The organism is Sinorhizobium prairiense, assembly GCF_029201645.2.
In the GTDB taxonomy this organism is placed as follows: Bacteria; Pseudomonadota; Alphaproteobacteria; order Rhizobiales; family Rhizobiaceae; genus Sinorhizobium; species Sinorhizobium meliloti_A.
Genome location: NZ_CP104131.1, coordinates 1,854,144 through 1,876,839, shown reverse-complemented (window position 1 = coordinate 1,876,839; position 22,696 = coordinate 1,854,144). Strand labels below are relative to the sequence as shown.

At 62.1% G+C, this 22,696-nt stretch carries 16 protein-coding genes and 2 pseudogenes; 13 read left to right on the top strand and 5 right to left on the bottom strand.

Going from position 1 to position 22,696, the window contains the following annotated elements; translation table 11 throughout:
- The first annotated feature begins 102 nt into the window (after positions 1-102).
- From N0Q91_RS11720 to N0Q91_RS11710, 3 genes are read left to right on the top strand one after another with little or no spacing between them, the layout of a single operon-like run.
- On the top strand, positions 103-531 hold the full coding sequence (locus tag N0Q91_RS11720; RefSeq protein ID WP_100672182.1) for a CoA-binding protein: 429 nt from the start codon (positions 103-105) through the stop codon (positions 529-531).
- 27 nt (positions 532-558) lie between these two features.
- Positions 559-1,839: an O-acetylhomoserine aminocarboxypropyltransferase gene (locus tag N0Q91_RS11715; RefSeq protein WP_100672183.1), complete on the top strand. Its 1,281-nt coding sequence runs from the start codon at positions 559-561 to the stop codon at positions 1,837-1,839.
- Positions 1,840-1,867: 28 nt separating this feature from the next.
- Positions 1,868-2,209 carry a cupin domain-containing protein gene (locus N0Q91_RS11710; RefSeq protein ID WP_100672184.1) on the top strand — a complete coding sequence of 114 codons (342 nt, stop codon included), beginning with the start codon at positions 1,868-1,870 and terminating at the stop codon, positions 2,207-2,209.
- Between the two features lie 6 nt (positions 2,210-2,215).
- On the opposite strand, the gene N0Q91_RS11705 is transcribed toward N0Q91_RS11710, so the two are convergent.
- Positions 2,216-3,463 carry a cytochrome P450 gene (locus N0Q91_RS11705; RefSeq protein WP_275596467.1) on the bottom strand — a complete coding sequence of 416 codons (1,248 nt, stop codon included), beginning with the start codon at positions 3,461-3,463 and terminating at the stop codon, positions 2,216-2,218.
- Positions 3,464-3,635: 172 nt separating this feature from the next.
- Between N0Q91_RS11705 and N0Q91_RS11700 the strand changes: the two genes are divergently transcribed.
- From N0Q91_RS11700 to N0Q91_RS11670, 7 genes and pseudogenes are all read left to right on the top strand, one after another.
- Positions 3,636-4,493 (top strand): endonuclease/exonuclease/phosphatase family protein, encoded by an 858-nt coding sequence (locus N0Q91_RS11700; RefSeq protein ID WP_018094833.1) that lies wholly within the window; start codon positions 3,636-3,638, stop codon positions 4,491-4,493.
- Positions 4,494-4,603: 110 nt separating this feature from the next.
- A complete protein-coding gene (locus tag N0Q91_RS11695; RefSeq protein WP_275596466.1) occupies positions 4,604-6,160 on the top strand; it encodes a phospholipase D family protein in 1,557 nt (518 codons plus the stop codon).
- A gap of 275 nt (positions 6,161-6,435) precedes the next feature.
- The gene (gene clpP / locus N0Q91_RS11690) at positions 6,436-7,062 is read left to right on the top strand and encodes an ATP-dependent Clp endopeptidase proteolytic subunit ClpP (protein ID WP_003531805.1); all 627 of its coding nucleotides are present in this window, start codon (positions 6,436-6,438) and stop codon (positions 7,060-7,062) included.
- 294 nt (positions 7,063-7,356) lie between these two features.
- Positions 7,357-8,634 carry an ATP-dependent Clp protease ATP-binding subunit ClpX gene (gene clpX / locus N0Q91_RS11685; RefSeq protein WP_003531807.1) on the top strand — a complete coding sequence of 426 codons (1,278 nt, stop codon included), beginning with the start codon at positions 7,357-7,359 and terminating at the stop codon, positions 8,632-8,634.
- A 470-nt stretch (positions 8,635-9,104) separates the two neighbouring features.
- Positions 9,105-11,524 (top strand): annotated as a pseudogene (lon, locus tag N0Q91_RS11680) (endopeptidase La).
- A 221-nt stretch (positions 11,525-11,745) separates the two neighbouring features.
- Complete coding sequence (gene hupB / locus N0Q91_RS11675) at positions 11,746-12,018, top strand: DNA-binding protein HupB (protein WP_003531811.1); 273 nt, start codon at positions 11,746-11,748, stop codon at positions 12,016-12,018.
- A 230-nt stretch (positions 12,019-12,248) separates the two neighbouring features.
- Complete coding sequence (locus tag N0Q91_RS11670) at positions 12,249-14,441, top strand: esterase-like activity of phytase family protein (RefSeq protein WP_275596465.1); 2,193 nt, start codon at positions 12,249-12,251, stop codon at positions 14,439-14,441.
- Between the two features lie 70 nt (positions 14,442-14,511).
- Here N0Q91_RS11670 and N0Q91_RS11665 read toward each other — a convergent pair whose 3' ends face one another.
- Positions 14,512-14,985, bottom strand: a complete 474-nt coding sequence (locus N0Q91_RS11665; protein WP_018094837.1) for a MarR family winged helix-turn-helix transcriptional regulator — start codon at positions 14,983-14,985, stop codon at positions 14,512-14,514.
- Between the two features lie 252 nt (positions 14,986-15,237).
- Between N0Q91_RS11665 and N0Q91_RS11660 the strand changes: the two genes are divergently transcribed.
- The 3 genes and pseudogenes from N0Q91_RS11660 (at position 15,238) to N0Q91_RS11650 (ending at position 20,479) form a co-directional block, all read left to right on the top strand.
- A complete protein-coding gene (locus N0Q91_RS11660) occupies positions 15,238-16,530 on the top strand; it encodes a metallophosphoesterase family protein (protein WP_275596464.1) in 1,293 nt (430 codons plus the stop codon).
- Positions 16,530-19,992 (top strand): annotated as a pseudogene (locus N0Q91_RS11655) (AAA family ATPase). Before N0Q91_RS11660 ends, N0Q91_RS11655 begins: the two are co-directional and overlap by 1 nt.
- Positions 19,993-20,080: 88 nt before the next feature.
- On the top strand, positions 20,081-20,479 hold the full coding sequence (locus tag N0Q91_RS11650; protein ID WP_275596463.1) for a (R)-mandelonitrile lyase: 399 nt from the start codon (positions 20,081-20,083) through the stop codon (positions 20,477-20,479).
- A 260-nt stretch (positions 20,480-20,739) separates the two neighbouring features.
- On the opposite strand, the gene N0Q91_RS11645 is transcribed toward N0Q91_RS11650, so the two are convergent.
- The 3 genes from N0Q91_RS11645 to N0Q91_RS11635 form a co-directional block, all read right to left on the bottom strand.
- Complete coding sequence (locus N0Q91_RS11645; protein ID WP_275596462.1) at positions 20,740-21,474, bottom strand: hypothetical protein; 735 nt, start codon at positions 21,472-21,474, stop codon at positions 20,740-20,742.
- A gap of 487 nt (positions 21,475-21,961) precedes the next feature.
- The gene (locus N0Q91_RS11640) at positions 21,962-22,168 is read right to left on the bottom strand and encodes a hypothetical protein (protein WP_275596461.1); all 207 of its coding nucleotides are present in this window, start codon (positions 22,166-22,168) and stop codon (positions 21,962-21,964) included.
- Positions 22,155-22,613: a hypothetical protein gene (locus N0Q91_RS11635; RefSeq protein WP_275596460.1), complete on the bottom strand. Its 459-nt coding sequence runs from the start codon at positions 22,611-22,613 to the stop codon at positions 22,155-22,157. Before N0Q91_RS11635 ends, N0Q91_RS11640 begins: the two co-directional genes overlap by 14 nt.
- Positions 22,614-22,696: the final 83 nt, after the last annotated feature.

Here is a 22,696-nt window from a genome sequence, read left to right as displayed (position 1 = left end):
CGAAACGGTGCAAATGCATGGCCGGGGAAGGTGCCTTGGTTGACTCGCGGCCGCTCCACGCCAACTATCGCTCCGCATGATAAACATGCGCGGACAACAAGCATGCACCACGATGCCTACCCGGATTATTATCTTGCCGACATCCTGCGCGAGACGAAGACCATCGCGCTCGTCGGCGCTTCGCCGAAGCCGGAGCGGCCGAGCTATCGCGTCATGGCCTTTCTTCTGCGCAAGGGATACCGCGTCATTCCGGTCAATCCCGGCCATGCGGGCGGTGCGATTCTCGACCAGCCGGTTGTAGCGCGCCTCGCGGATATAGGGGAGGCGATCGACATGGTCGACGTCTTCCGTGCGGCTTCGGCCTTGCCTGCGCTCGTCGACGAGATCCTGTCGCTGCCGGCCCTGCCCAAGGTTATCTGGGGACAACTGTCCGTCCGCGACGATGCAGCTGCGGCCAAGGCCGAGGCCGCAGGCATCAAGGTCGTCATGGACCGCTGCCCGGCAATCGAATATCCGCGACTGATCGGTTGATCGTTAATAAATGAGGGAGGAACGACGATGAAATCCGGACCCGGGTTCAGCACGCTTGCAATCCACGCCGGGGCCCAGCCGGACCCGACGACCGGCGCGCGGGCGACGCCGATCTACCAGACGACCAGCTTCGTCTTCAACGACACCGATCATGCGGCGGCACTTTTCGGCCTTCAGCAATTCGGCAATATCTATACCCGCATCATGAACCCGACCCAGGCGGTACTGGAGGAGCGGATCGCGGCGCTCGAAGGCGGGACCGCCGGCCTGGCCGTTTCCTCGGGGCATGCGGCCCAGCTGCTGGTTTTCCATACGATCATGAGGCCGGGTGACAATTTCGTTTCCGCCAGACAGCTTTACGGCGGGTCGGCAAATCAGTTCGGCCATGCCTTCAAGGCCTTCGACTGGCAGGTCCGTTGGGCCGATTCGGCGGAGCCCGAAAGCTTCGATGCGCAGATCGACGAACGCACCAAGGCGATCTTCATCGAAAGCCTCGCCAATCCGGGCGGCACCTTCGTCGATATAGCCGCGATCGCAGACGTCGCGCGGCGGCATGGACTGCCGCTCATCGTCGACAATACGATGGCGACGCCCTATCTGATGCGGCCGCTCGAACACGGCGCCGATATCGTCGTCCATTCGCTCACCAAGTTCATCGGCGGTCATGGCAATTCGATGGGCGGCATCATCGTCGACGGCGGTACGTTCGACTGGTCGAAATCCGGCAAGTATCCGCTGCTGTCGGAGCCCAGGCCGGAATATGGCGGCATCGTCCTGCACCAGGTCTTCGGCAACTTCGCCTTCGCCATCGCCGCGCGGGTACTGGGTCTGAGGGATTTCGGTCCGGCGATTTCGCCCTTCAACGCCTTCCTTATTCAGACTGGCGTCGAGACGCTGCCGCTGAGGATGCAGCGCCATTGCGACAACGCGCTGGAGGTCGCCAAATGGCTGAAGGGGCATGAGAAGGTGTCCTGGGTCCGCTATTCCGGGCTCGAAGGCGATCCGAACCACGCGCTGCAGAAGCGCTACTCGCCGAAGGGGGCGGGAGCCGTTTTCACGTTCGGGCTCGCGGGCGGATACGAGGCGGGAAAGCGCTTTGTCGAGGCACTGGAAATGTTCTCCCATCTTGCCAATATCGGCGACACGCGTTCGCTCGTGATCCACCCCGCCTCGACCACGCACCGGCAGCTCACGCCGGAGCAGCAGGTCGCCGCAGGCGCCGGACCCGACGTCATCCGGTTGTCGGTCGGCATCGAGGACGTGGCCGACATCATTGCCGATCTGGAACAGGCGCTGGGGAAGGCCTGAGAGGCACGGCAGGACGTGGAGGCTTCTTATGGGCCATATGCTGAAATTCGATCCGTCTTGCGTCGAGGCTGAGATCGGGGCGCCGGCGCCCGACAGGCTGATTTCTGGAAATCCGGAATTTCGCACCTGGAATATCGAGGAGGCCGGCGGGCTCTATGCGGGCATATGGGAAGCCACGCCCGGCAAGTGGCGGATCGTCTATGACGAGTGGGAATATTTCCACATCCTTTCCGGTCATTCCATCGTGACCGAAGAGGGCGGGGAGCCCCTTCATCTCGAAGTCGGCGACAGCCTGGTGTTGAGACCCGGCTTCAAGGGAACCTGGGAAGTCGTTGAAACGACTCGCAAGGACTACGTGATCCGCGTCTGACGCCGCTCACCAGACCAGATCGAGCCGCTCCAGACCATGAAAGTGGAACGCGTCCTTGACCGGCGGCTCGTTCCTGAGCCGCATTCCGGGAAGCCGCCGTAACAGGATCGGCAGGGAAATCTGCAGCTCCAGCCGTGCCAGCGGTGCGCCGATGCAGAAATGCAGGCCGGCGCCGAACGAGACGTTGGCGCCTTCGTTGCGATCCGGCCTGAACGTATCGGGAGAGGAGAATTTGCGCGGATCGACGTTCGCCGCCCCCAGCATCAGGCCGATCTTGTCCCCCTTCCTGAGGGCGATGCCGTCCTCCAGCTCGATATCCATGAGCGCGTAGCGCTGAAAGATATGCAAGGGCGCGGCGAAGCGCAGACACTCTTCCACCGTGCGCTCCGTTGCCTTCTCGTCCGAAAAAAGCTCGGTGGGGGAGAGGCCGGACTGCAGGATCGTGTGCACGGCATTGCCGATCTGATGAACCGTCGCCTCGTGGCCCGCATTCAGAAGGAGGACCGTGGTCGAAATCAGCTCCGCATCCGACAGGCGCTCGCCGTCTTTTTCCGAGGTGATCATATGCGTGAGCAGGTCGTCGGCGGGGTTTGCCCGCTTCTCCGCTATGATTCCCTTCAGGTAGTCGGCGAACTCCGCCGATGCTTGGTTGGCGTCGAACTCCGTTTCCAGGCTGGGATTGAACACGTACATCTTCACCATGCGGTGCGACCAGTCGAGCAGACGCGGCGCCGCTTCGACCGGGATGCCGAGCATCCGCGCGATGATGGTGACCGGGATCGTCTCGGCATAGGTCTTCAACAGCTCGGTCTGACCATCCTTCTCGAAGCCGTCGATCACCGCATGCGAGAGCGCCTCGATTTCCGGCCTGAGCTGTTCGATCTGACGGGAGACGAAGGCGCGATTGACGAGCGTGCGCAGTCGCGTATGGGCCGGCGGCTCCAGTTCGAGCAGCGAGTGTTCCTCCAGCGCATCGAAAGCCTTCAGATGCGGTTTCGGCTCCGGCATGCCGAGTTCTTCCCGGGTGGCGACATGCAGGATCTGCCGGCCGAAGCGGCGGTCGCGCAATAGACTGTTCACCTGCTCGTAGCCCGCAAAGAACCACTGCTGCGGCTCCTCCCAGAAAAAGGCCGGACATTGCGCATGGAGTGCCGCGTAGGCCGGCAGCGGATTGCGGAAGAAGCGGGGGTTGCGGACGTCCAGGGAGACGCGCCGGGCGGGGCCGTCGATGGTGATACCGGGGGCGATGGACATGATATCGACTCTTCGAATGCTGCAATCGGATGGCGATCCGCATCTCTATTGCGCGATGCGTGCTGACTGCAAGTGCCTTCGGCACTGGAAGGAACAACATCGCCGCTAGCTACTTTTCCGGTAGCACCGCCCGACCTATTTGAGCATGATGCGGCAGCAAGCAGGGAGCGGCATGGCAAAGACGCAAGGCAATCTATCCGCGGGCATCATGGCAGCGATACGAAAGCGGCGGCCGACGGTCGTCAACCGTGATGCCGCCGTGAACCGCGGCGACATCGTGATCGCTTCCTATAATATCCACAAATGCGTCGGCACCGACGGGCGCTTCGACCCGCCGCGAATTGCGCAGGTCATCGCCGAGATCGGTGCGGATATCGTCGCGCTTCAGGAGGCCGACCAGAGATTCGGCGAGCGCGCGGGGCTCCTCGATCTCGAGCACCTGCGCCGTGAGGCGCATCTTGTCTCCGTTCCGATTTCGCCTTTCAGCGAGAAGGGCCACGGATGGCATGGCAACGTCCTGCTTATCCGTGAGGGTGCGGTTTCCGACGTGCGGCAGCTGAAATTGCCGGGCGTCGAGCCGCGCGGCGCCCTCGTCGTCGATCTCGACCTGAAGGCGGGTCCGTTGCGGGTGATCGCCGCTCACCTTGGCCTGCTGCGTCATTCCCGGGCGCGCCAGGCGGAATCGCTTTTGAAGGCGACGGCGGACGGCGCCGGCCGTCCGACGCTGCTGATCGGCGACCTCAACGAATGGCGCATGGGCAAACGCTCCTCGCTCAGCTTCCTCAGTCCGATATTCGACCCGTCGCATTCAGCCGTTGCCAGCTTCCCCTCGCGCTTTCCGCTGCTGCCGCTCGACCGGGTGCTCGGCAATCCGCATCATCTTGTAACCTCGGTGGCCGTGCACGACACGCCCCTGGCGCGAGTGGCTTCGGACCATCTGCCCGTCAAGGCCTCGATCGATCTGAAGGTTGTCCAGAAGGACGGCCCCGAGGGTGAGGAAGCCCGCTTGGCCGATGCGGGGCAGGGATAGCGGTGTCGCACGCGCTCCATAGTGGGGCGCGCTGGTCGCCGTCGTAGTTTGGTTTCCGCATGTTTCATCCTTGATCGGCTCCGGTGAAACATGCGGCAGGGCAGCGTCTGATGTTGTCGTGGATTGCACTTTTTCTCGTAGCGCTCTGCGGGCTCTTTCTGGTCGCGGTCCTCTACGTTTACGGCTGGTTTGGTCGCAGGCCGCGGATCGAACCATCATTCGCGCTCCCCATCGGCGGAGACGAGACGGGCATCGATCGGCACCTTGGCCCGCTGCTGGGTGCCGCCCAACCCGGCGAGAGCGTGGTCGCGCTCATTTCCGATAACATCGAAGCCTTCGTTGCGCGGGCGCTTTCGGCCCGCCGGGCGGGGCGCAGCCTGGACCTGCAATACTACTACTGGAAGGACGACCTGACGGGGTTTCTGCTGACGCGCGAGATCATCCGGGCGGCCGACCGCGGCGTTCGCGTCCGCCTGCTGCTCGATGATATCAATGCAGGCATCCATGATCGTCTCTGCATTTCGCTCGACGCACATCCGAATGTCGACGTGCGGCTCTTCAATCCAAGCCGGGCACGAACGGACCGCTTCCGCCGCGGGTTCGAAATGGCGATAAGGGCCTTCAGTGCGACGCGCCGGATGCACAACAAGCTGTGGGTCGCCGATGGCCGGCTGGCGATATCCGGTGGGCGCAATATCGGCGATGCCTATTTCGACGCGGCGGAACTGTCGAACTTTCGTGACCTCGACGTCTGGATGGCGGGGCCGGTCGTCGACCAGGCGACGGCCATGTTCGATCTCTACTGGAACAGCACGTCGGTGCTGCCGATCGCCGCGCTCAGGACGCCGCGCAAGCAGTACCTTCCGGCGCTGAGAGAGGCGCTGGACGCGCTGGCGCGCACGGCGGCCGCGCGCTTCTACCTCGAAAAGGTCGCAGACGCGGGTCCCGGCCCCTATTGGGGGAGCCGGACCCTCCATCGCAGCGCGGATATGCGCATGGCGTTCGACCCGCCGGAAAAGGCGCTGATGCAGAAGCGGCAGAACTGGCTGTTGCGCGAACTGTTCCCGCTGATCAAGGGCGCCAGGCGTGATCTGCGGATCATCTCGCCTTACTTCGTCCCCGGCGCAGCGGGGACGCGCGTGCTGGCGCTGCTCGCGGGAAAGGGCGCGAGGGTGGCGGTGCTGACGAATTCGCTCGCCGCAACCGACGTCGCGGCGGTGCATGGCGGCTACGTGAAGTATCGCAAGGGCCTGCTTGACGGCGGTGTCGAGCTTTACGAGCTCAAGGAGCGCGGCGATTTCTTCGATCGCCACCGTATGTCGCTGTTCGGAGCGCGAAACGCGAGCCTTCACACCAAGGCCTTCGTCGTCGATGGCCTCTGCGGCTATGTTGGCTCCATGAATTTCGATCCGCGTTCCGCGTCGCTCAACACCGAGATGGGCATCGTCTTCTCCGACGAGGCGCTCGCCGCCGAGCTTCAGTCGATCTTCGAGGAGGAAACGGCGCCGGAGCGAAGCTATCGCCTGATGCTTAAGGACGGCAGGCCCGCGTGGCGGGACCGGACGAACGGCTCCCTGCGGCTGCTGCGGCGCGAGCCGGACGCAAGCATCCTCCGCCGGCTGATCGCCGGCGTGATCCGCTTTCTGCCGTTGGAGTCCCAGCTTTGAAAGGCGTCGGAATTTACCAGTCGTTTACCGCGCTCCTGCGAATGCCTGTGAGGAAGGCGCCCGGGGCATGCGCGACGGCATAAAGAATTGGAAAATTGTTCTACCGCCAATCCGCCACGCCGATAAAAAGCTCTGGACCCCGGGCCCGCGACTATTCAGTTTATCGAATGTTCGCGTCTTGAAGTGAAGGGCATTGACACTCTATGTAAGGTCTGAGGCTTATCCGATGATTCCGGTCCGCGAAGGGATGCGGTCCCGATTGATGAAGGTTCGATATGAGAAATCCAGTTGATACGGCCATGGCGCTGGTGCCGATGGTTGTTGAGCAGACCAATCGCGGCGAGCGATCCTACGACATCTATTCGCGACTGCTCAAGGAGCGCATCATCTTCCTGACGGGGCCTGTCGAAGACCACATGGCGACGCTGGTCTGCGCACAGTTGCTGTTCCTCGAGGCGGAAAACCCGAAGAAGGAAGTCGCTCTCTACATCAACTCTCCGGGCGGTGTCGTGACAGCGGGCATGGCGATTTACGACACCATGCAGTTCATCAAGCCGGCGGTCTCGACGCTCTGCATCGGTCAGGCGGCGTCGATGGGCTCGCTGCTGCTTGCCGCCGGCCACAAGGACATGCGCTTCGCAACGCCCAATTCGCGGATCATGGTCCACCAGCCCTCCGGCGGGTTCCAGGGCCAGGCGTCCGACATCGAACGGCATGCACGCGACATTCTCAAGATGAAGCGCCGGCTGAACGAGGTTTACGTCAAGCATTGCGGCCGCACCTACGAAGAAGTCGAGCAGACGCTCGACCGCGACCATTTCATGAGTGCGGACGAGGCGCTCGACTGGGGCTTGATCGACAAGGTGATCACGTCGCGCGATGCGGTCGAGGGCATGGAATAGGTTCGAACACGGGCTTTTGTGTCGCCACAGATGTAATTGTGACACATTTGTAATGGCGAAGGGGCTTTATCCAAGGGGCAAAGCCGTTAATATGAATCCTTAATGCTATGTTGGAACAAGGAGCATAGCATTCGGATTTGATGGGGAGAGTTGTTGCAACCGGTGATCGGGCCTCCGCCCGGAACGGTGAGTACTCCCAAGAGCCTTGGGCGGCGCCTGGAGCCGACGTGCAAGGCGAACTGAGTGTCCGTGATATCTTTCCGAAGGTGTCCGGCGTGCTGGAAGGAAGTGGAAATGAGCAAGGTCAGCGGTAGCAACGGCGGTGACTCGAAGAATACTCTCTATTGTTCGTTTTGCGGCAAGAGCCAGCATGAAGTCCGCAAGCTGATTGCCGGACCGACCGTGTTCATCTGCGATGAATGCGTCGAACTCTGCATGGACATCATCCGCGAAGAGAACAAGACCTCGATGGTCAAGTCCCGCGATGGCGTTCCGACGCCGCAGGAGATCATCAAGGTCCTCGACGAATACGTCATCGGCCAGCAGCAGGCCAAGCGTATCCTGTCGGTCGCCGTGCATAACCACTACAAGCGCCTAGCCCATGCGGCAAAGAGCAGCGACGTGGAGCTGGCGAAGTCGAACATCATGCTGGTCGGGCCGACCGGCTGCGGCAAGACCTATCTGGCGCAGACGCTCGCTCGCATCATCGACGTTCCCTTCACGATGGCGGACGCGACGACGCTGACCGAGGCCGGCTATGTCGGTGAGGATGTCGAGAACATCATCCTCAAGCTCCTGCAGGCGGCCGATTACAACGTCGAGCGCGCCCAGCGCGGCATCGTCTACATCGATGAGGTCGACAAGATTTCCCGTAAGTCCGACAACCCGTCGATCACGCGCGACGTTTCGGGCGAGGGCGTGCAGCAGGCGCTTCTGAAGATCATGGAAGGTACCGTCGCATCGGTCCCGCCCCAGGGCGGCCGCAAGCATCCGCAGCAGGAGTTCCTGCAGGTGGATACGACGAATATCCTCTTCATCTGCGGCGGCGCTTTTGCGGGCCTCGACAAGATCATCTCCGCCCGCGGCGAGAAGACGTCGATCGGCTTCGGCGCGACGGTGCGCGCTCCGGAAGACCGGCGCGTCGGCGAGGTGCTGCGCGAGCTCGAACCGGAAGATCTGGTGAAGTTCGGCCTGATCCCGGAATTCATCGGGCGCTTGCCGGTTCTGGCGACGCTCGAGGATCTCGACGAGGATGCGCTGATCCAGATCCTGTCGGAGCCGAAGAACGCTCTGGTCAAGCAGTATCAGCGGCTTTTCGAAATGGAAGATGTCGAACTGAACTTCCACGAGGACGCGCTGCGTGAGATCGCCCGCCGTGCCATCGTCCGCAAGACCGGCGCACGCGGCCTGCGTTCGATCATGGAGAAGATCCTGCTCGACACCATGTTCGAGCTGCCGACGCTGGAAGGCGTTCGCGAAGTCGTCATTTCGGACGAGGTCGTCAAGGGGACGGCGCGGCCGCTCTATATCTACTCGGAGCGTTCCGAGGAGAAGACCAACGTTTCGGCTTGAACCTCAAGCGCAGCGCGTTCTATCGGGCGCGCTGGCCCTCACGATTGTTTGAAGAGCCCCCCGCGTGGGGGCTTTTTCATGTGACGCCGTTGCGATCGTGCCGGCGAAGCGGTGCGGAACCGGCATTTTCGAGGACGGCTCTGCAGCCGCCGTTCGGGCCCGTTCCCTCGAATGTTTCAGTTCAAAATCATGGTGATCGCACCAATCGATTGTTGCTAAAGTGCCGCAACAACGCGATGATGCGCAGATTCAATGGATGCGCATTTGCAGACCGCGATATCCGGGCAGGTCGCAAGGTCTGCAACAGCATTCGAGCTTAAAGGTCGGGGATTATCCATGAAGGCGGGGATTGCGCCGTACCTTGAAAAGGCCTCTCTTGCACTCCACTTTCATGTACGAAATGTGACAGCCGGGAGTGCCGCAGAGGCTCCCGGAAACGGGCCCGAACATCGGGACGGAAAGGAAATGATATGACGAACAAAACGTCTCCGGCGACTGAAAGCGCGACCTATCCGGTTCTGCCGCTGCGTGACATCGTGGTCTTCCCCACATGATCGTGCCGCTCTTCGTCGGCCGGGAGAAGTCGATCCGTGCACTCGAAGAGGTCATGGGTACCGACAAGCAGATCATGCTCGTGACCCAGATCAACGCTACGGATGACGATCCGGAACCCGCCGCCATTTACAAAGTCGGCACGATTGCAAACGTGCTGCAGCTTCTGAAGCTCCCCGACGGAACCGTGAAGGTTCTGGTCGAAGGACGGTCGCGTGCCGAGATCGATCGCTATACGCCGCGTGACGATTTCTACGAGGCCGTGGCCCATGCGCTGCCCGAACCGGACGAGGATCCGGTCGAGATCGAGGCGCTGAGCCGTTCGGTCGTTTCCGAATTCGAAAGCTATGTGAAGCTCAACAAGAAGATTTCGCCGGAAGTCGTCGGCGTCGCGAGCCAGATCGAAGACTACTCGAAGCTCGCCGATACCGTCGCCTCGCATCTGTCGATCAAGATCGTCGAAAAGCAGGAAATGCTGGAGACGACGAGCGTGAAGATGCGGCTCGAAAAGGCGCTCGGCTTCATGGAAGGCGAGATCTCGGTTCTTCAGGTCGAAAAGCGCATCCGTTCGCGCGTCAAGCGCCAGATGGAGAAGACGCAGCGCGAGTACTATCTGAATGAGCAGATGAAGGCGATTCAGAAGGAGCTCGGCGACAGCGAGGACGGCCGTGACGAGATGGCCGAACTCGAAGAGCGCATCTCCAAGACGAAGCTCTCCAAGGAAGCCCGTGAAAAGGCCGATGCGGAGCTGAAGAAGCTGCGCCAGATGAGCCCGATGTCGGCGGAAGCGACGGTCGTGCGCAACTATCTCGACTGGCTGCTGGGCCTGCCCTGGGGCAAGAAGTCGAAGATCAAGACCGATCTGAACCATGCCGAAAAGGTGCTGGATACCGATCACTTCGGTCTGGACAAGGTAAAGGAACGCATCGTCGAATATCTGGCGGTGCAGGCCCGTTCGTCCAAGATCAAGGGGCCGATCCTGTGCCTCGTCGGCCCTCCCGGCGTCGGCAAGACGTCGCTCGCCAAGTCGATCGCAAAGGCGACCGGCCGCGAATATATCCGTATGGCGCTAGGCGGCGTTCGGGACGAGGCCGAAATTCGCGGCCATCGGAGGACCTATATCGGCTCCATGCCGGGTAAGGTCGTCCAGTCGATGAAGAAGGCGAAGAAGTCCAACCCGCTCTTCCTGCTCGACGAGATCGACAAGATGGGCCAGGACTTCCGTGGCGATCCGTCTTCGGCGCTTCTGGAGGTGCTCGATCCGGAACAGAACTCGACGTTCATGGATCACTACCTGGAGGTGGAATACGACCTCTCCAACGTGATGTTCATCACCACGGCGAACACGCTCAACATTCCGCCGCCGCTGATGGACCGCATGGAAGTCATCCGCATTGCCGGCTATACCGAAGACGAAAAGCGGGAAATTGCCAAGCGGCACCTGCTGCCGAAGGCGATCCGCGACCATGCGCTCCAGACGAACGAGTTCTCCGTCACGGATGGCGCTCTTATGGCGGTCATCCAGAACTACACGCGAGAAGCGGGCGTCCGCAACTTCGAGCGCGAGCTGATGAAGCTGGCGCGCAAGGCGGTGACGGAGATCCTCAAGGGCAAGACCAAGAAGGTCGAAGTGACGGCCGAGAACATCCACGACTATCTCGGTGTGCCGCGCTTCCGCCACGGCGAAGCCGAGCGTGACGATCAGGTCGGGGTGGTCACCGGTCTTGCCTGGACTGAGGTCGGCGGCGAACTGCTGACGATCGAAGGCGTGATGATGCCCGGCAAGGGCCGCATGACGGTTACCGGCAACCTGCGTGACGTGATGAAGGAATCCATTTCGGCGGCGGCATCCTATGTCCGCTCGCGCGCGATCGATTTCGGCATCGAGCCGCCGCTGTTCGACAAGCGCGACATTCACGTCCACGTGCCGGAGGGCGCGACCCCGAAGGACGGCCCGTCGGCCGGTGTCGCCATGGCGACGGCGATCGTGTCGGTGATGACCGGTATCCCCATCTCCAAGGACGTGGCGATGACCGGTGAAATCACCCTGCGTGGACGCGTGCTGCCGATCGGCGGTTTAAAGGAGAAGTTGCTGGCGGCTCTGCGTGGCGGCATCAAGAAGGTGCTGATCCCCGAGGAGAACGCCAAGGACCTCGCCGACATCCCTGACAACGTCAAGAACAGCCTCGAAATCATCCCCGTTTCGCGGATGGGCGAGGTGATCGAGCACGCGTTGCTGCGGCTTCCGGAGCCCATCGAATGGGACCCGGCAAGCCAGCCGGCCGCCCTGCCGTCCGTTGATTCGCAGGACGAAGCGGGCACTTCGATTGCCCACTGAGGCAGTGCAGATAGGGTGACAAGTGTGTCCCGCTTGCGCCCTTCGGCCAGAAAAACAAGGAAGACCGGCGTTCTGCCGGTCTTTTTTGTTGTAAAAGCACGCTGCAACCCTTGCATTCCAAGGGATTAGGCGCAATTGGGAATGGCAAGACGTGGGCATTGCTTTCGCAGCCCCGCCTTAAGAAGACAGTCGTTTCGAACCAGCATGAAAGGGGTGGAAACATGAACAAAAATGAGCTCGTGGCTGCCGTAGCCGACAAGGCCGGACTCTCGAAGGCAGATGCGTCTTCTGCCGTTGATGCAGTTTTTGAGACCATTCAGGGCGAACTGAAGAACGGCGGCGACATCCGCCTCGTCGGATTCGGCAATTTCTCCGTATCGCGCCGCGAAGCCAGCAAGGGCCGCAACCCGTCGACGGGTGCGGAAGTTGACATCCCGGCACGCAACGTGCCGAAGTTCACGGCCGGCAAGGGCCTCAAGGACGCCGTCAACTAATTTACCGATGGAGCGGCGGGTGCCTCCGTCCGCTACTGGTTCATGTTCCATCTGTCGCGATACCGCCTAGGCGGCATTCGGCAGGTTGATTGGGGCCCGGTCATCCGGGCCTCTTTTCATTCCGGCTTTCCCTGTCATCCGGCTGTTACAGGACAGTTGCAAAAGCCTCCCGCCCGACGTTTTCGGACGCACGCGGTAGCGCAACGGCGTGCCGCGACAAGGAGGGACAGATGAAAGCAATTTCCATCACCACGGCATTGGCCGCGGCACTTGCCGCATCGACGGCGTCGGTCGTTCAGGCCGAACAGGTATTCAATCGCATCGCATCCTTTGCGGTGGCCACGAATTTGCCCGAGGGAGCCGAGCGGAACGCCCCGACATCGGCCGAAATCATCACCGCAAGCGAAGACGGCAATACGCTGATCTATTCCGACAGTCCCGGCAAACGCATCGGTTTCATCGACATCACCGACGCCAGGGCACCTGAGGCAGGCGGTATCGTCTCTTTCGGCGGGGAGCCGACTTCGGTTGCGGTAGCCGGTGCCAAAGCGCTCGTTGCCGTCAACACGAGCGAAAGCTTTACCAAGCCGTCCGGCGTGCTCGCCGTGGTCGACATTGCAGGCAGGGAGGTGGATGCCACCTGCGATCTCGGTGGCCAGCCGGACTCGGTGGCCGTGAACAAGGATCGGACGCTTGCCGCAATCGCGATCGAGAACGAGCGCGACGAGGACGTCAATGACGGGCAGATCCCTCAGATGCCTGCAGGCGATCTCGTGATCCTGTCGCTGAAGGACGGGGCGGCCGATTGCGCGACCATCAAGCATGTGACGCTGACCGGTCTCGCCGAGGTCGCCGGCGACGATCCCGAGCCGGAATTCGTAGCCTTCAACGGCCGGGACGAGATTGCGCTCACCCTCCAGGAGAACAACCACATCGTCATCATCGACGGCAAGTCCGCAACCGTGAAGACGCATTTCCCTGCGGGCACGGTCAATCTCCAAGGTATCGACACAAAGCGTGACGGCTCCATCGCCTTCACCGGCGAGCAGGCGGGCCGCAAGCGCGAGCCCGATGCGATCAAGTGGCTCGACGACGATCGCCTGGTCGTCGCCAATGAGGGCGATTATGACGGCGGGAGCCGCGGCTTCACGATCTTCGACACGACCGGGAAGGTCCTCTACGAATCGGGAGCAGCCTTCGAACACGCGATCGCGTCGATCGGCCACTATCCGGAAAAGCGTTCTTCGGCGAAGGGCGTGGAACCGGAAGGGCTTGAAATGGCGCAATTCGGCGAAGACAAGCTTTTCTTCGTTCTTTCCGAACGGGCCTCGATCGTCGGCGTCTACAAGGATACGGGCGGCGAACCGGAACTCGTGCAGCTTCTGCCCTCCGGCGTTTCCCCCGAGGGCGCTGTCGCCATTCCCGGGCGCAACCTGTTTGCGACCGCCAACGAGGTCGATCTTGTCGAAGACGGCGGGGCGCGGGCGCATGTCATGATCTACGAGCGCGGGGAAGGGGAGGCTGCCTATCCGCAGATCCGTTCCGTGGAGAAGGACGGGCTACCCATCGGCTTCGGGGCGCTTTCCGGCCTTGCCGCTGCCGACAAGCCCGGCTTCCTGCATGCGGTCAATGATTCAGTCTACTCGTCGCAGCCGACCATCTTCACGATCGACGCTACGCAGAAGCCCGCTTTGATCACGGAAGCCCTGCCGGTCACCCGTGACGGCGCTCCCGCCCAGAAGCTCGACGTCGAAGGCATCGCCACTGACGGCGAAGGCGGCTTCTGGCTCGCTTCGGAAGGCAACTCCGACAAGCTCTACAGCCATGCGCTGCTGCATGTGAACAAGAAGGGCGAGATCAAGCAGGAGATCGCACTACCGGAGGAGTTGCGCGCCAGCGAGATCCGCTACGGCTTCGAAGGGGTAGCCGTCGTGGGCGAGGGGGACGATCAGGCTCTCTGGATGGCTGTGCAGCGCGAATGGAAGGATGACGAGAAGGGCTTCGTCAAGCTCGTCTCCTACAAGCCGTCGAGCAAGGAATGGGGCGCCGTGCGCTATCCGCTTGAAAAGGCGGAGGAAGGCTGGGTCGGCCTGTCGGAAATTTCCGTTCATGGAGCCTACGCCTATATTCTCGAGCGTGACAATCTGGTCGGCGAAGCCGCCAAGCTCAAGAAGCTCTACCGCGTCGCGCTCGCGGATCTGAAACCCGCGGCACTCGGCAGGGCACTGCCTGTGGTGAACAAGGAAGAGGTGCGCGACCTCATTCCGGACCTGCAGTCGCTGAACGGTTATGTCGTCGACAAGGTCGAAGGCTTTGCAATCGACGCGGCCGGCAACGGTTATGTCGTCACCGACAATGACGGCGTCGACGACTCCTCCGGCGAAACGCTGTTCTTCTCCATAGGCGCGATGGACGCCATGTAAGCGTCCGATACGGAGAAAACGAAAGAGGCCGGGACATGATGTCCCGGCCTCTTGATTCTAGAAACGGCCTTCAGCGCGCGACGGCTATCTCCGTGGCTTCCGCTTCTTCCTTGCGCTTGCGGATATCGTCGGTTTTCTCGACGAGTTTGCTGACGATATCGTACAACTGGTCCAGTTGCTCGTCATCGAGCGCCGAAAAGATCTCTTCGATGAGCTGCTTGCGCGGATGTTCTGCAGCCTGAAGAACGGCCCGGCCGGTCTCTGTTATGGAGACGATCTTTGCGCGGCGATCCTCGGGGTCGGGTTTTCTCATGACCAGACGGTCGCGTTCCAGTCCGTCGATCGCCTCGGTCACTGTTCGCGGAGCGAAATTCAGCGCACAGGCTATGTCGGTAGACCGACAGGGTCCGAGCTTGCTCAGGAAGAACAGGAACTTGCTCCTGGCAAGCGATACGCCTTCCTCCGTCATGGACTCGTTCACCAGACGATGAACGCGATGGTAGAGCTCGAACAGCTTATCGGAAACCTCGAATGTCTTCTTCATGACCTTATGAGTTATTATGAGGGGCCATGTGAAATGGCAGTGACATTATTGATAGTCACAATTGCCGCATTTGTCGACCAAAACCACCTAAAACTTGGGAATGACCGGCGGCGACAAGAAACGCGCCCTGGTCGCGATGCCGTTGTTTGCGAAGCGAAGAGTTGTCGCCGGCGCGTCGTAACGCTGCCCGCATTCAAGCATTCGGTGGATACCCGGTCCTGCTGCCATTGACGAAAGCGGCGGCGCCGGGTCATGGTCCGCCCGGCCATGCCCTTCAGATTTGTTCACACCGCAGACCTCCATCTCGATTCGCCCTTGCGCAGCCTGGCACTCCGGAATGCGGAGCTTGCCGGCCTCGTTCGAAGCGCGACGCGCGATGCGCTCGTCCGCATCGTCGATCTCTGCATTTCCGAAAGGGTCGATGCGCTTTTGATCGCCGGCGATCTCTATGACGGCAGCCAGACCTCCATGAACACGGCGCTCTTCCTGGCGGCCGAGCTTCGGCGGCTCGACGAGGCCGGCATCCGGACGTTCATCATTCGCGGCAATCACGATGCCCAGTCGCAGGTGACGCGCGAACTCACCCTGCCGTCTTCGGTGCATGTATTTGCCGGCCGGAGCAGGGCGGTACATGTCAAGACGCTTGCGACCGGCCGCACGGTGCACATCCACGGCGTGAGCTTTGCCGATCCGCACGCGCCGGAAAGCCTGCTGCCCCAGTTCCATCCGCCGGTCGCCGGCGGCATCAATATCGGCATGCTGCATACCAGTCTCTCCGGATCCGCGGCCCACGACCCTTACGCGCCCTGTAGCGTCGCCGAGCTTCAGCGGCACGGTTTCGATTATTGGGCGCTCGGTCATGTCCATCAGCGGCAGGTGCACTGCGAAAAGCCCTGCATCGTCATGCCTGGCATGCCGCAGGGCCGAGACATCAACGAAGCGGGGACGAAGGGCGTCACGATCGTGACGGTCGACGATGAGGGGCTGGTTGCGCTGGATGACCGGCCGACCGGCACCGCCGCGTTCGAGCGACATGAGATCGACGTGAGCGGGATTGCGGACTGGCGCGACATGCTGGATGCGGTGGGCCGTGAATTGATCCACCTTCGAAAGAACATGGCGGCGGACAATCTGATCCTGCGCTTGACGCTGACCGGCGCGACGCCGCTTGCCTGGCGCCTCAGGCGCGACGCGGATCTCCTGGAAGCGGAGATTGTCAACATCGCGGCCGGGATCGGCGGATGCTGGATCGAGAAGACGGAACTGAGCTGCCACTCAATCGGCAATGCGGAGCAAAGTGCGGCCGACCCGGTCGGCGAACTGGCGGCACTCGTCGAAAACGACGTTCTGCCCTCCTTCGGCTTTCGCGGCGAGCTGAGCGGAGTTGCCAAGGAGCTCCTGCAGCAATTGCCGCCTGAACTCAGGCAGGTGCTGGCGAGCGACGAGGAGGCGCTGGAGCGGCTGGCGCTGGAGGCAGCACTTGCGGGGAGTGCGGATGTGCTGGCGCATCTTCACGGCCGTGCCGGTGCCGGAGGCATCGACTGATGCGGCTTCAGCGACTGGAGCTCGTCCGCTACGGAAAATTCACGGAGCGGCATCTCGATTTCGGCGAGGCGAGGCTGGGCGAGCCGGATTTTCACCTCATCTACGGCCCGAACGAAGCCGGCAAGTCGACCCTCTTTTCCGGCTTCCTCGACCTCGTCTTCGGCATCGAACGTTCGAGCCCCTACGGCTTCCTGCATCCCTATCAGACGATGCGGATCGGCGGCATCGTCGCGGCCGGTAACCGCCTGCATCACGCCTACCGCATCAAGCGCAACGCCAACAGCCTGATCGGCCCCGACGAGCAGCCGCTGCCCGATGGCCTGTTTTCCACAGCCCTCGGCTCGATCGACCGGGCGACCTACAGCACGATGTTCTCGCTCGACGACGACAGCATCGAAGAGGGCGGGGAAGCCATACTGAAGAGCGAGGGCGAGCTGGGGTCTCTCCTGTTTTCCGCGAGTTCCGGTTTGCCGGACAGCACCGCCGTGCTTGCGGGGCTTCGAGCCGAAGCGGATTCTTTCTTCCGCCCGCAGGCGCGCAAGCACCAGCTTGCCGAATTGAAGGCGGAGCTCGACGCACTGAAGGCGGAGCGGAACGCGGTCGACGTGAATGCACGCGAATATGCAGCACTCCGCAAGGCCCTGGCGAGCATGCGCGCACGCCACGAGGCAGCGGCGAGGCAGCGCAACGAGTTGCGTGCCGACCGGGACCGGATGCGGGCTCAGCGCGATGCCCTGCCGCTTCTCGCGCGGCTTCGCGGCGTACGGCAGGAGCTCGCCGGGCGGGACCCGTTGCCGGTGCCGCCGGCCGAGTGGCAGGAGGAATTGCCGGTTCTTCGCCGCCGCGATGCGGAAATCGCCGCGCGGCTCCGGCAATTGCATGAGGAACTCACCCGGCGGCGCGAAGAGCTTGCCGGGCTGCCTCGCGACGAGCAGGCGCTGGCGATCGCGGACCGGTTCGGGGCTCTGCGCGAAAGCGCACTCGAAGCCCGCTATCTCACGGCGGACCGCGACATGCCGGCTCGTCTGGAGGAACTGGCGAAGACGGTCGCCGAGATCGATGCCTGTCTGATCCGCCTGGGCGAGGCGGGCAATCCCGATCTGGCCTCGCTCCTGCTGCCGGCGGCGCGCGCCGTCCGACTGCAGGATCTGGTGCGCCGGCACGCAAGCCTTTCGGAGAGGCTGGCAGCGGCGCGCGAGGAGATGGAAACCGCGGAAGGGAACCACGGCGACGCCGAGCGCGAAGTTGCCCGGCTGAAGGAGGGGACGGCCGACCCGGCGTTCCTCGCCGAACGCGTGCATCTCCTCCGGCAGAGCGACTGCCTGTTGCGCCAGCAGTCATCGGCAAGGGAGATCGACCGGCTCGATGCCGCCATATGCGACCGGCTGGATGAATTGCGGCCTTTCGCCGGCACGATCGACGATCTGGCCGCGCTTCCCGCTCCGGCACCGCCCGTCGTGGAAGCGTGGCGGGCCGAGGACCACGCCGAGGCGGAGCGGCGCTTGCGCCTCGGCGACAGGATCGCCGACGAAAGCGAACGCCAGGCCGGAGACGAGGCGCGCCTTGCCGCCATTGCGGCCAATGGCGGCGTCGTGGACGACGCGACCGTTTGCGAACTGAGGCGCCGCCGCAATACTGCCTGGCAGCGCCATCGTGCCGGTCTGGACGAGCAGACGGCGATCGCATTCGAGACGGCACTGCACGAGCATGATGCAACCACGGCGCTTCGGCTTGCCCAGGCGGAGCGCGTGGCCGAGATACGCAACCTGACGCTTGCCGTGACCGAGCGGCGCGCCCGCCTGCAGTCGCTGGACATGCAAAGGAAAGCCGCGGAGGAGCGGAGGCAGAGGCTGAGCGCCGAGATCGGCGCCGCCGCACGCGCCTGTGGCTTGCCTTGCATAACGGGGCTGCCCCAGTTGGAGGCGTGGCTTGCCGCCCGCGCATCCGCGCTCGAATTGCGCATGGAGCTTCGCACTGCGCTGAAGGAGCGCGACCGGGCGGTCGCCGAAGAGAAGGCGGCGGTCTGCAGTCTTCGGGCGGAGCTGGCGCGGCTCGGGATGAGCGATGCGCTGCCGGAGCGCCTCGACGCCTTGCTCGCGGTAGCGGAACTTGTCTCCTCCCGAGCCGAGGCCGCATCCACTGCTTGCCGGAATGCCGTGGCGCAGCTCCAACGCGCCTCGGAGGCGCTCGAAAAGCGGCGGACCGCTTTTGCGGCCGCGGAGGCTGCGATGGCATTCTGGTGCGGGGAATGGGACGAGGCGCTCGCCGGCACGTGGCTTTCCCGGCAGGTGGAGCGCCCGCTGCCGCAGGAAATCGGTCCCGTGCTCGCCGTGCTTCAGAACCTCGACAAGCTGATGCAGAAGAAAGCGGAGCTCGATCATCGCGTGGCGGGGATGCGCAGGGATCAGGCGGCCTTCACGGAAAACGTCGTCGGCGTGGCCGCCGCACTGGGCGAAGAACGGGCCGGCGATGTCCTCACGCTCTTTTCCGCGGTGCGCGACCGCGTTGCCGCCGCACTTCAGAAGGAGGAGCGCCGTCTGGCGCTTCAGGGCAATATCGAGCGCATGGAGGAGAGCCTCGAACTCGCTGCGCGCCGAGGAGCGACTTCACGGCGCCAACAGGCAGAGGGTCCTCGACTTTTTTGGCTGCGGGACTCTCGACGAAGCGGCCGCCTGCCTGGAAGCCACCCGCGAAGAGCAGCGGCTGCGACAGCGATGCTCGGAAATGGAAAGCGATCTGGCCGCGCGGCTCGGCGTCGCGAGCGCCGACGAGGCCGAAGCGCTGCTCGCCGAGCTCGACGACCGGGAACTCGGGCTGGAACTGGCGCGGCTGGAGGAGGCGATCGAGGCGGCCGACCGGGATGTCAGCGAGCTGCACGCCGATGTCAGGACCCGGGAGAGGGCGCTTGCCGCCGTCGAGGGCGGCGACCGGGTGGCGGAGCTCGAACAGCGGCGCCGCACGCTGCTGCTCGACATCGAGAGCAAGGCGATCGGCTATCTCCGCCTGCGCGCGGGCGTGATCGCCGCCGAACAGGCGCTCAGGCTGTTTCGCGAGCGCCACCGCAGCGCCATGATGCAACGCGCCTCGCGAACCTTCATGCATATCAGCGGCGGCGAATATTCCGGTCTCTCGACGCAAGCCGACAAGGGCCAGGAATTCCTCATAGCAAATACCGCCGCCGGCGGATCGAAGCTCGCCCGCGATCTTTCCAAGGGCACGCGCTTCCAGCTCTATCTCGCGCTCAGGATCGCCGGCTACCACGAGGTCGCGGCGACGCGGGAAACGCTGCCCTTCATCGCCGACGACATCATGGAAACCTTCGACGACGGCCGCGCCGGCCGCGCCTTCGAACTGATGGCGGAAATGGCCGATGTCGGACAGGTGATCTATCTGACCCACCACGAGCACCTTTGCGACATTGCGCGGAGCGCCTGCCCGGGCGTGACGATCCACCGGTTGTAGCCGCTTGCCGGAAAGAGGTAAGCTGCATGCGCCTTGCCCCTGCATCACCCGTCGGCTGGCCCGGCGACGTCCCTCAAAGGAGGCTCCAATGGATATCTTCGAATGCGGATCGAGACCCTCGGCGCATGGCCCGGCCGAGTATTTCACCGGCTCCGTTCGCGTGGACCCGGCCTTCGAGGCACCGTCACCCGCACGGGTACGCGGCGCGACCGTGACTTTCGAGCCCGGCGCGCGGACCGCCTGGCACACGCACCCGCTCGGCCAGACCCTGATCGTCACCGCAGGCCGCGGCCTGGCGCAGAGCTGGGGCGGGGAGCCGCGCGAGATCCGCGCCGGCGACGTCGTCTGGTTCCCGCCGGGCGAAAAGCACTGGCATGGCGCCGCGCCGGAAACGGGAATGACGCATATCGCAATTCAGGAGGCGCTCGACGGCAAGGCGGTGGACTGGCTCGAACATGTGACGGAGGAGCAGTATCGGGGCGGGTAGCGGCTTATTCGGTCTTGCGTGCCGATGGTGAAGGTGCGGGCCCGCCACTCCCATGAACGGCCGAGGGCAGAGCGACGCCGAGCGTCCTCCCGCTTGCGGGGAGAGGTGGCGGGCAGAGTGAAGCCGACCGAATTGTAAGCGGCATCGCTGATCGACGCCAGATATTGCCACCCGCCGACATAGTCGTCGAGCGAAGCGAAGGTATTCAGTTTGGCTCGTTGTTGATCATTGAGGGCAAGGAACCACGGTCAGGCTCCGAGTTATTTGATAGAATCAGAATTCCCATCGCGCTCGAATTGCGCAATGAGGCTGATGAGGTTTTTATGGATGTTATTCCAATCTCGAAAATATGCTATGCTGTAATAGTAATTTAGATAGTTATACTTGTTTTCGTCAATAAACCTAACATTACAACTTGGGAAAGGATCCCTACCCGGATAGCTACAGCGGATTAAGATTTTGAAATCTTCAGTGAAGTACGTCACGTCGTAAGGCTTCAGGTCGCCTTCCTTGCCGATTAGGTTCAGAAACTTGGCGAGCCCGTTCTCGTTGTCCAATCTCTTTGCATAGCCACGCTCCACACTGTCCAGTTCGCTTTCATACACGTGACGCCAGGACGTTGCGTCAAAGTCTTTGCGGTGCACATAGACATGCAATTTGTCGCCGTACCCCAGTTCCTGCCATTTCTCGTCATCCTCCGCCCGATAGGGTCGCAAATCGGGCAGGAGCGCATCGAAGTTGAACGATTCAACCTTAACGCGGCCCTCTTTGGGCTTGGGCCAGCGGCCATGCTTCACATAGCCTTCCCAATACATGTAGCGCTCGGGAATATCGAACTTGCGCCCACCCGGCAGTTCGATGCGTACTACCCCGTTGGCCAGGTAGTGTTGGCTTGCATATGAAAGGGCGTATTCGTTGGCGACCAGCCAACCGAGCCAAATCGCGCCAAGCGCGGAAAGTGCGATGAAAATGCTGCGCGCTCGAAATATGCCCATGGCTCCGACCGTGATTATTGCAGAGCGTCTCGTGCTCTACGGCCGGAACCAAAGCGCAGAACCGACCTTATGCGCAAATAAATTGCTTTTCTGGCCTTTGCTCGCGACGCGTGTTGTCGCCGGAGACGACCGCCTCGATATCACCCGCCGACTTGTCCCATTCGGTGAAGACGAATTCGCTGGTAACCCGAATAGAAGCCCGGCGACGGAAGGCCGAACCGCCGGTCGGACAAGTCGACATTGAGGCCCACGGGGTCGCCCTGATTGGAAAGAGAATTGGGGATCAATCCCGAGCATCAGCATGACAAAGGCGGCGCCGGAGTTGAAGTTGGCTTTCCTTTCCACTAGGTTGGGCGTCGGTCCGTAAGCTATCTGCCGGTCGTACAGATCGTCCGCAAAGGCTCTTACTGGTCGATCGGCGCCAGCCCAAGTCCAGGCTCAATGCTCACCGAGCCGGCAATCGTGGACCGCATGCCCATGGGTCGTTTCATTTCCCCGAGAACATCCGGGGATCGCCGATCACGCCCACCGGCTCATATTTCCCATTGCGAAACAATCCGAAGTTCCATTCCCGCACTTGGCCATCGACCTTCGCCCGGATGCCCAGATGAGATATCTGCCCGGGCGGCACTCTCGAAAGGAACCTGATTTCATCCTCAATAATAGAGAAAACGATGCTATTAGTTTCCGCCACGCGGAGTCCTCCCAGTCAATAACTCGTCTTGCTTCCTTCGGAGAAGGGTTGCGGTGTCCGGGCAGGTTGTCTGATTATAAGCAACCCCAGTCCGAGCCTCTCCGGTTCTTTCGAAGATTATGTCTATGGTCATTAATTCTTTTCGAAGAGGAGGAAATAACGATCGATCGCCGCAATAAGCAAATACGCACTTTGCTTTGAATAAAATTGTTCCAAATTGACAGGAAAAGCCGCTGTGTTTGAGAAAGGCAACAATTTTCTCCGTGTCTCCACCAAAATTATTGTCTATCTCTTTGTATAAGCCTGCGAAATCTTCTTGCTTGCGTGCTGCCAGCAAACGCTCTCTGACGTTTCCAAGCTCACTTGCATGTAAAGGCGAAGCCGCCGTGAGCATCGTAGCGGTAACTAAGGCGGTGGCGACGCAGTTTCGGATTTTCATAGCCACATATCGTCCACTCTGTCCGCCAATGGATAATGGGGCCGCAGCCGCCCTTGGTCGGCCAACGTCGCAGGCGAAACGCCAAGTCC

Excerpts from the sequence above, each read along its gene's own strand:
- N0Q91_RS11720 (WP_100672182.1), top strand. The coding sequence starts at position 103 with ATGCACCACGATGCCTACCCGGATTATTATCTTGCCGACATCCTGCGC.
- N0Q91_RS11715 (WP_100672183.1), top strand. The coding sequence starts at position 559 with ATGAAATCCGGACCCGGGTTCAGCACGCTTGCAATCCACGCCGGGGCC.
- N0Q91_RS11710 (WP_100672184.1), top strand. The coding sequence starts at position 1,868 with ATGGGCCATATGCTGAAATTCGATCCGTCTTGCGTCGAGGCTGAGATC.
- N0Q91_RS11705 (WP_275596467.1), bottom strand. The coding sequence starts at position 3,463 with ATGTCCATCGCCCCCGGTATCACCATCGACGGCCCCGCCCGGCGCGTC.
- N0Q91_RS11700 (WP_018094833.1), top strand. The coding sequence starts at position 3,636 with ATGGCAAAGACGCAAGGCAATCTATCCGCGGGCATCATGGCAGCGATA.
- N0Q91_RS11695 (WP_275596466.1), top strand. The coding sequence starts at position 4,604 with ATGTTGTCGTGGATTGCACTTTTTCTCGTAGCGCTCTGCGGGCTCTTT.
- clpP (WP_003531805.1), top strand. The coding sequence starts at position 6,436 with ATGAGAAATCCAGTTGATACGGCCATGGCGCTGGTGCCGATGGTTGTT.
- clpX (WP_003531807.1), top strand. The coding sequence starts at position 7,357 with ATGAGCAAGGTCAGCGGTAGCAACGGCGGTGACTCGAAGAATACTCTC.
- hupB (WP_003531811.1), top strand. The coding sequence starts at position 11,746 with ATGAACAAAAATGAGCTCGTGGCTGCCGTAGCCGACAAGGCCGGACTC.
- N0Q91_RS11670 (WP_275596465.1), top strand. The coding sequence starts at position 12,249 with ATGAAAGCAATTTCCATCACCACGGCATTGGCCGCGGCACTTGCCGCA.
- N0Q91_RS11665 (WP_018094837.1), bottom strand. The coding sequence starts at position 14,985 with ATGAAGAAGACATTCGAGGTTTCCGATAAGCTGTTCGAGCTCTACCAT.
- N0Q91_RS11660 (WP_275596464.1), top strand. The coding sequence starts at position 15,238 with ATGGTCCGCCCGGCCATGCCCTTCAGATTTGTTCACACCGCAGACCTC.
- N0Q91_RS11650 (WP_275596463.1), top strand. The coding sequence starts at position 20,081 with ATGGATATCTTCGAATGCGGATCGAGACCCTCGGCGCATGGCCCGGCC.
- N0Q91_RS11645 (WP_275596462.1), bottom strand. The coding sequence starts at position 21,474 with ATGGGCATATTTCGAGCGCGCAGCATTTTCATCGCACTTTCCGCGCTT.